Consider the following 6084-nt stretch of genomic DNA (forward strand, 5'->3'; position numbering starts at 1 on the left):
ATGGAGGGGTTGACGCAACGCGAGCTCAGGGCGGGTGGGAGTGAGAGGATCTATTTCATCCATGCGCCCCCGACTGAGGCCCGCAACCTGCCCGTAGTGATCGCCCTTCACGGTGGAAACGGGACAGCGCGTCGCAGGGCTCGGCAGATGGGGTTCAACGATATCGGTGATCGCGAGGGGTTCATCGCCGTCTATCCGCAGGGCGTGAACTATGGCTGGAATGCTGGTCGCGCCTCGCCGGATATGCTCAGGCGACTGGAAAACACGGACGATGTCGCTTTCTTCCGGGCTCTGATCGGCGAGTTGCGCGCCCTGCCACAGGTCGATCCGCGACGCATCTACCTCGTCGGCGGATCAAATGGCGGCATGATGATTCACCGCCTAGCCTGCGAGATGACCGACCTGATCGCGGGCGCTGTCGTGATGGTGGCCAGCCTCCCGGAACCTCTTCAGAGCTCGTGCAGGCCCAGTCAGGCCCTGCCAATCCTGATGATGAATGGAACTGCAGACCCGCTGGTGCCCTATGCAGGGGGTCCCGTAGGGGGGCGACAAGTCGACCAGGGCCGTGTGCTTCCGGCGGAAGAGACCCTGCGTTTCTGGGTCCGGGCGAATGGCTGCTCAGGTGATCCAGAGCTGCGAATCCTCCCCGACCGCGATCCTGAAGATGGCATGACCACCGAGGGGCGAACATGGAAGACGTGTCGGGATGGCGTCGAAGTGGCGTTCCTCCGGATGAACGGTGCAGGTCACGGGCTTCCGGGAAGGTCCAGAAACAAGGCGGCGCTCGCCGAGGAGCTGGGCGGCCGATCGACGAACGACTTCGACAGCAGCGAGGAAGCATGGGCCTTCCTCAAACGCTTCAGCCGCTGAAAACACCCGTGAGGGCTCCGGGCTCATCCCGGGGACATCGACAGGAGTCTGACCATCGTGCGAATTCCTGGGAGCCTAAAGAGCATTGCGGTGACGGTCGCCCTGTGCTGCAGCGCGCCTCCCGCCCTGGCCGAAACGCGACCGTCCAACATCGTCCTGATCATTGCCGATGATCTGGGTGTCGGTGATGTCCGGTATCTGCGCTCCGGTCCGTTTGCGACCCCGAACCTCGATCGCCTCTCAAGAGAGAGCACTCTCTTCACGAACGCCTACGTGACTGCGGCGGTATGCAGTCCGTCGCGGGCGGGTCTTCATACCGGGCGCTACCAGGCCCGCTTCGGCCATGACTTCAACCCGGGAAGCGCCAGCGACCAGGCGGAGATGTCGCTCCCACCGGGCGTCCCTACGATAGCAGGACGCCTGCAACGGGCCGGTTACTTCACCGGTCTGATCGGAAAGTGGCACCTGGAGGGACGTCGCGCCGGAGCATCGCCGCTGGAACGCGGCTTTGAATATTACTTCGGGTTCGCCAGCGGCGGGTCCTACATCCTCAATCCGAAGGAGGGGGACCTCCTGCTTCGTACCGAAGGCGAACCCCTCGAGCGGACGCGATCGCAGGGCTTCAGTCGCATGGGCTCACCGGTCGAAATCGACGACTACAAGACCGATGTCCTGAACCGGGAGGCGCTGAGTTTCCTCGCCCGGGCGGATTCGGAGGATCGTCCCTTCTTCCTTGTGCTCGCCCACCATGCGCCGCATGTCCCGCTGGAGGCGACCAAGGCTTATGTCGACCGCGTAGCCCACATCGCCGACCCCCGGAAACGGGCCTACGCCGCCATGGTGACCGCCCTCGACGACAGCGTAGGGGCGGTGCTCCGGGATATTGATCGCAGGGGGTTACGGGATGACACACTGGTCCTCTTCGTGAGCGACAACGGATGTCCGCCCTACATTGCCGAGGTCTGTTCCAATGCGCCGTTCAATGGACACAAGCGTGATCTTGGGGAGGGAGGCATAAGGACCCCCTTCCTGATCCGCTGGCCGAAGGGCTGGAAGGCTCCTCGAACCTACTCACAGCCGGTGATTTCCCTAGATCTGGGGGCCACCATCCTTGGCGCCGCTGGTCTCGAAGACCAGGTGAAGGATTTCGACGGGGTGGACCTGCGCGCGCCTGTCAGGAACCCTTCGACGCCCGCACATGACGCCCTCTACTGGCGGGCCGGAACGGACTTCGCAATCCGGAAGGGCGACTGGAAACTCATAGAAGTCGATCTCCCCGCCGGCGGACGGAAGACGTTTCTCTTCAACCTTCGGCGCGATCCCTCCGAGACAAGGGACCTTGCAGGGTCCAATCCGGGCAAGGCGGAGGAGCTCAGGGCGCAGTGGAACCGTTGGAACGCAGGGAACACGCCCTCGCGGATGACCGGTCGGGTGACCACGACACGGATCGCCGGAGTCGAGGTCGTGGCCAGATACTGAGGCTTAAGGCGCGCCCGTCCGGGTGCGGGATCAGGAGGTATCCGATGAAGCTATTGGCCGGTTTGGCGCTTGCAGTTGCTCTTGTCTCACAGGCGGCATGGGCGGCCCCTGGCAGGACGGTGACGGAAATCCAGATTCCGTCCGGAGATGGCCTCCAACTCAAGGCCGTTCTGAACCAGCCCCCGGGACCGGGCCCGTTCCCGACCGTCATTACCGTCCACGGGGGCAGGGGCGGAAGAGACTTCGCCTTCATCCGGACGCTTGCGACGCCTGAGGGGCGCAGCCCGTCGCCAACGGTCGAGATGCTGGATCGTAGCAACTGGGCCATCCTCTCCATCGGCTTTCGCGATGGTGCGATCCTCGGCGACGAGGAGGAAGATGTGATTGCGGCGCTTCGCTACGTGAAGCGGAACCCTTCCCTCGACAGGAGCCGCGTCGCCCTTCTCGGCGGCAGCCATGGCGGCAACCTCGTTCTTCGGACGGCGATCCGGACGGGTGATGAGGCGGCCTGCGTCGTCGCCGGTGCGCCCTGGATGACGAATCCGGATCTCTACCTCCGGGGCGATTTCGCCCGCCCGCCCCTCTCGGACATGCGTCCGGCAAGTGTCCAGTTCATGTCTTCGACCCGCAATGCGCTTTTGGCGGGCCTGACCGCCCGCGGCCTCGCTGGGGCGAAGCTCGACGAAGTCATCCAGGACAAGAGCATCGAGCGGAACGCCGCGGACATCCGCATTCCCGCGCTATTCCTGATCAGCGAAGGGGACATCCAGGTCCCCGCCCGCCTGGTCGAGCCGACAATCGCCGCAATGCGCGCCGCCGGCCGCAAGGTGGAAGTCCTGAAGGTCAAGGAGAGTGGACACGGATACTACTGGGGCAGGGCAGGCGATGGCCTTCGAATCGAAGCGGGCCCCAAGACGCCGGAGCAACTGGCGGAAGAGGAACAGGGGCGGGCCGTTATCCAGGCCTTTCTGTCCAAGTGTCTGTCGCGCTAGGATCCCGGCGTCGGGTTCCGAAGCCGTTTGCGGCTTGGGCATCTACGGCATCGTGATGCGCCCACCTGCCGGAAGCCTCTCATGAGTTGCTGCACCCCTCAATCGCCTCGCCCGGAAGCGGGGATGAAGGAGCACAACCTTCGAAGAGAACCGGGTGTCGGTTTCGACTGGCTCCCGATCCCTGGAGGGTCCTACCTGCTGGGTGGCGAGGATGCAGACGCCAACCCAGAGGACGGCGAAGGCCCCCCTCGGCGGGTCACCCTGTCTGACTTCAGCATTTCAGCGACCACAGTGACGAACGCCCAGTTCGCCGACTTTGTGAAGGCGACCGGGTACCGCACGGAAGCGGAGCGGTTCGGGTCCTCCCTCGTCTTTCACACTCTGGTTTCACGCCGGGTGGCCAAGAGCGTAAGGCGGCGCATCGATGGCTCGCCCTGGTGGTGGGAGGTCCCGGACGCCTGCTGGCGCTGGCCGGCCGGGAGGGGAAGCCATGTCCTGCTCAAGACTGAACACCCCGTTGTCCATGTCTCCTGGAATGACGCCTGCGCCTATTGCGAATGGGCCGGCGTCCGGCTGCCCACGGAGGCGCAGTGGGAGGCGGCGGCGAGGGGGGGCCTCGTCGGCGCCCGGTATCCCTGGGGCGATGATCTGACCCCCGGCGGCGCCCACATGTGCAACATCTGGCAGGGTGACTTTCCGCAGGCCGACACCGCAGAAGACGGTCATCATGGCACATGCCCCGTAAGGAGTTTCCCGCCGAACGGATTTGGGCTCTTCGAGGTCGCGGGCAATGTCTGGGAGTGGTGCAGAGATGTCTGGACGGCTCAACCGGACCCCCGGCGGGCCGGTCCCGACCCCGTCGGCCCTCCTGATGGATCACACCGGGTCATTCGCGGCGGATCATTTCTTTGTCACGCCAGCCACTGCAACCGCTACCGGGTAGCGGCCCGCTCAGCCAATACGCCGGAAAGCGCCACATCGAATACGGGTTTCAGGGTCGTCGGCTAGCTGCCTGTACCCGGCGTTCGACGCCTTGCTGGCGGCCCGGCAGCACCCGGGCTCCGAAGGAAATCGCGTTTCGGCCCATCCTCGTCTCACTTCCGTTCCGGACTGGGCCCGACCCGAAGACAACGCGGCGGATACTTCGGTTCCTCGTCAGGTTTCTGAGCTTCCGCGCCTGCACCTGATCCCAGACTTTCAGGCCGCCCCCGGAGACGCGCCCCGTTCCGGGCCTGAACCGCCCCTCGAACCCCGCCCCCAGGGGCGTCTCCACAGACGGTTCGGGTGCGAATAGGCCCGCAGGTTCCGCGACATGGCGGAACCGCTCTGCTCAGGCAGGGATGTCGGGAGGGTGGGTGGCGGTGACGCAGGGATTCGAACCCTGGATACCCTTTCGGGTATGACGATTTAGCAAACCGTTGCCTTCAGCCACTCGGCCACGTCACCAGTCCCCGGCGGGGAGCGCCTCTCTTAGCCGAAGGCGGCGTTGCGGCGCAACGGCCTGCTTCCGGCTCCCCTTCCCTACATGCCGCGATGGACAGGCCTCAGGTCCGGGAAGTCCGGCTCGCGGCCCTCCTGCCGGGCCTTGAAGGTCTCGGCCATGTCGGCGGCGGGGAACATGCCCGCCTGCCAGACGCGGAGATAGTCCAGGGCCGTCTCGGTGTCGTGCTCTCGGGCGTAGTTGATCATCACCTTGGACCCGGCCACCGCCAGGGGCGACTTGGCGGCGATCTCCCGGGCGACGGCCAGGGCGTGAGCGACCACCGCCTCAGGGTCCGGCAGGACGGCGTTGACCAGGCCGATCTCGCGGGCGGCCTCGGCGGGCAGGCGCCGCCCGGTATAGGCCAGTTCGCGCACCCAGCCCTGCGGGATCAGCCGGCAGAGCCGCGGGAAGGTGCCGGCGTCGGCGGTCATGCCGATGTTGATCTCCTGGATGCAGAAGAAGGCCTCGGCGCTGGCGTAGCGGATGTCGCAGGCGGCGGTCAGGTCCACCCCGCCGCCGACACAGCCGCCCTGGATGGCGGCGATCACCGGCATGCGGGCCCGGTCCAGGCAGGAGAAGGCGTCCTGGAGCGATTCCAGGTGCGCGCGGGAGGCCTCGCCGGCGATGTCCGGGCGCCGGGGCCCCTCCCCCGTCCCGCCGCCGCCGCCGCCGACCCCCGCGAAATTCTGCAGGTCCATGCCGGCGGTGAAGTGCCGTCCGGTGGAGGAGATGACGATCACCCGGGCTCGGGCGTTGTCGCTGATGTCGTCGACAATGGCCGGCAGCTCGTTCCAGAAGGCGCGGTTCATGGAGTTGAAGGCCTCGGGCCGGTTCAGCCGGATGTGGGCCACCCGGTCCTGGAGGGTGACCTCGAAGCAGGTCCAGGCCGTCTCGAACGCCGAAGCCATGCCGCTTCCTCCTCCATTCGCCGGGCTCAGAGCCCGAGCTTCGCCTTCAGGATCTGGTTGACCGAGCCAGGATTGGCCTTGCCGCCGGTGGCCTTCATGACCTGGCCGACGAACCAGCCGATGGCCTGGGGCTTGTCGCGCACGGCGGCGGCCTGACCCGGATTGTCAGCGATCAGCTGGTCGACCAGGGCCTCCAGGGCGCCGGTGTCGGACACCTGCTGCAGGCCTTGCGCCTCCACGATGGCGCGCGGACGGCCCTCGCCCGCCCACATCCGCTCGAAGACGTCCTTGGCGATCTTGGAGGAGATCACCCCCTCCTCGATCAGGGCCACAAGCTCGGCGATCTCGTCCG

The 6084-nt window shown here is 66.1% G+C and carries 5 protein-coding genes, 1 tRNA gene and 1 pseudogene; 4 read left to right on the forward strand and 3 right to left on the reverse strand.

Going from position 1 to position 6084, the window contains the following annotated elements:
• The 4 genes from INE98_RS06560 to INE98_RS06575 all read left to right on the forward strand — a co-directional run.
• Positions 1–870: PHB depolymerase family esterase (locus INE98_RS06560; protein WP_293537556.1), on the forward strand; the 870-nt coding region annotated here is incomplete at its 5' end.
• A 90-nt stretch (positions 871–960) separates the two neighbouring features.
• Positions 961–2349: a sulfatase-like hydrolase/transferase gene (locus INE98_RS06565; RefSeq protein ID WP_293537558.1), complete on the forward strand. Its 1389-nt coding sequence runs from the start codon at positions 961–963 to the stop codon at positions 2347–2349.
• A 44-nt stretch (positions 2350–2393) separates the two neighbouring features.
• Positions 2394–3341 carry a prolyl oligopeptidase family serine peptidase gene (locus INE98_RS06570; protein ID WP_293537559.1) on the forward strand — a complete coding sequence of 316 codons (948 nt, stop codon included), beginning with the start codon at positions 2394–2396 and terminating at the stop codon, positions 3339–3341.
• Between the two features lie 123 nt (positions 3342–3464).
• Entirely contained in the window at positions 3465–4349 is an 885-nt protein-coding gene (locus INE98_RS06575; RefSeq protein WP_293537561.1) for a formylglycine-generating enzyme family protein, read from the forward strand.
• Positions 4350–4697: 348 nt separating this feature from the next.
• On the opposite strand, the gene INE98_RS06580 is transcribed toward INE98_RS06575, so the two are convergent.
• The 3 genes and pseudogenes from INE98_RS06580 to gatB all read right to left on the reverse strand — a co-directional run.
• Positions 4698–4787: transfer RNA gene (locus tag INE98_RS06580), tRNA-Ser, on the reverse strand.
• Between the two features lie 75 nt (positions 4788–4862).
• On the reverse strand, positions 4863–5732 hold the full coding sequence (locus INE98_RS06585; RefSeq protein ID WP_293537562.1) for an enoyl-CoA hydratase-related protein: 870 nt from the start codon (positions 5730–5732) through the stop codon (positions 4863–4865).
• A 26-nt stretch (positions 5733–5758) separates the two neighbouring features.
• Positions 5759–6084, reverse strand: a pseudogene (gatB, locus tag INE98_RS06590) (Asp-tRNA(Asn)/Glu-tRNA(Gln) amidotransferase GatCAB subunit B); the annotation flags it as partial.

This window comes from Phenylobacterium sp., assembly GCF_020253645.1.
Taxonomy (GTDB): Bacteria; Pseudomonadota; Alphaproteobacteria; order Caulobacterales; family Caulobacteraceae; genus Phenylobacterium.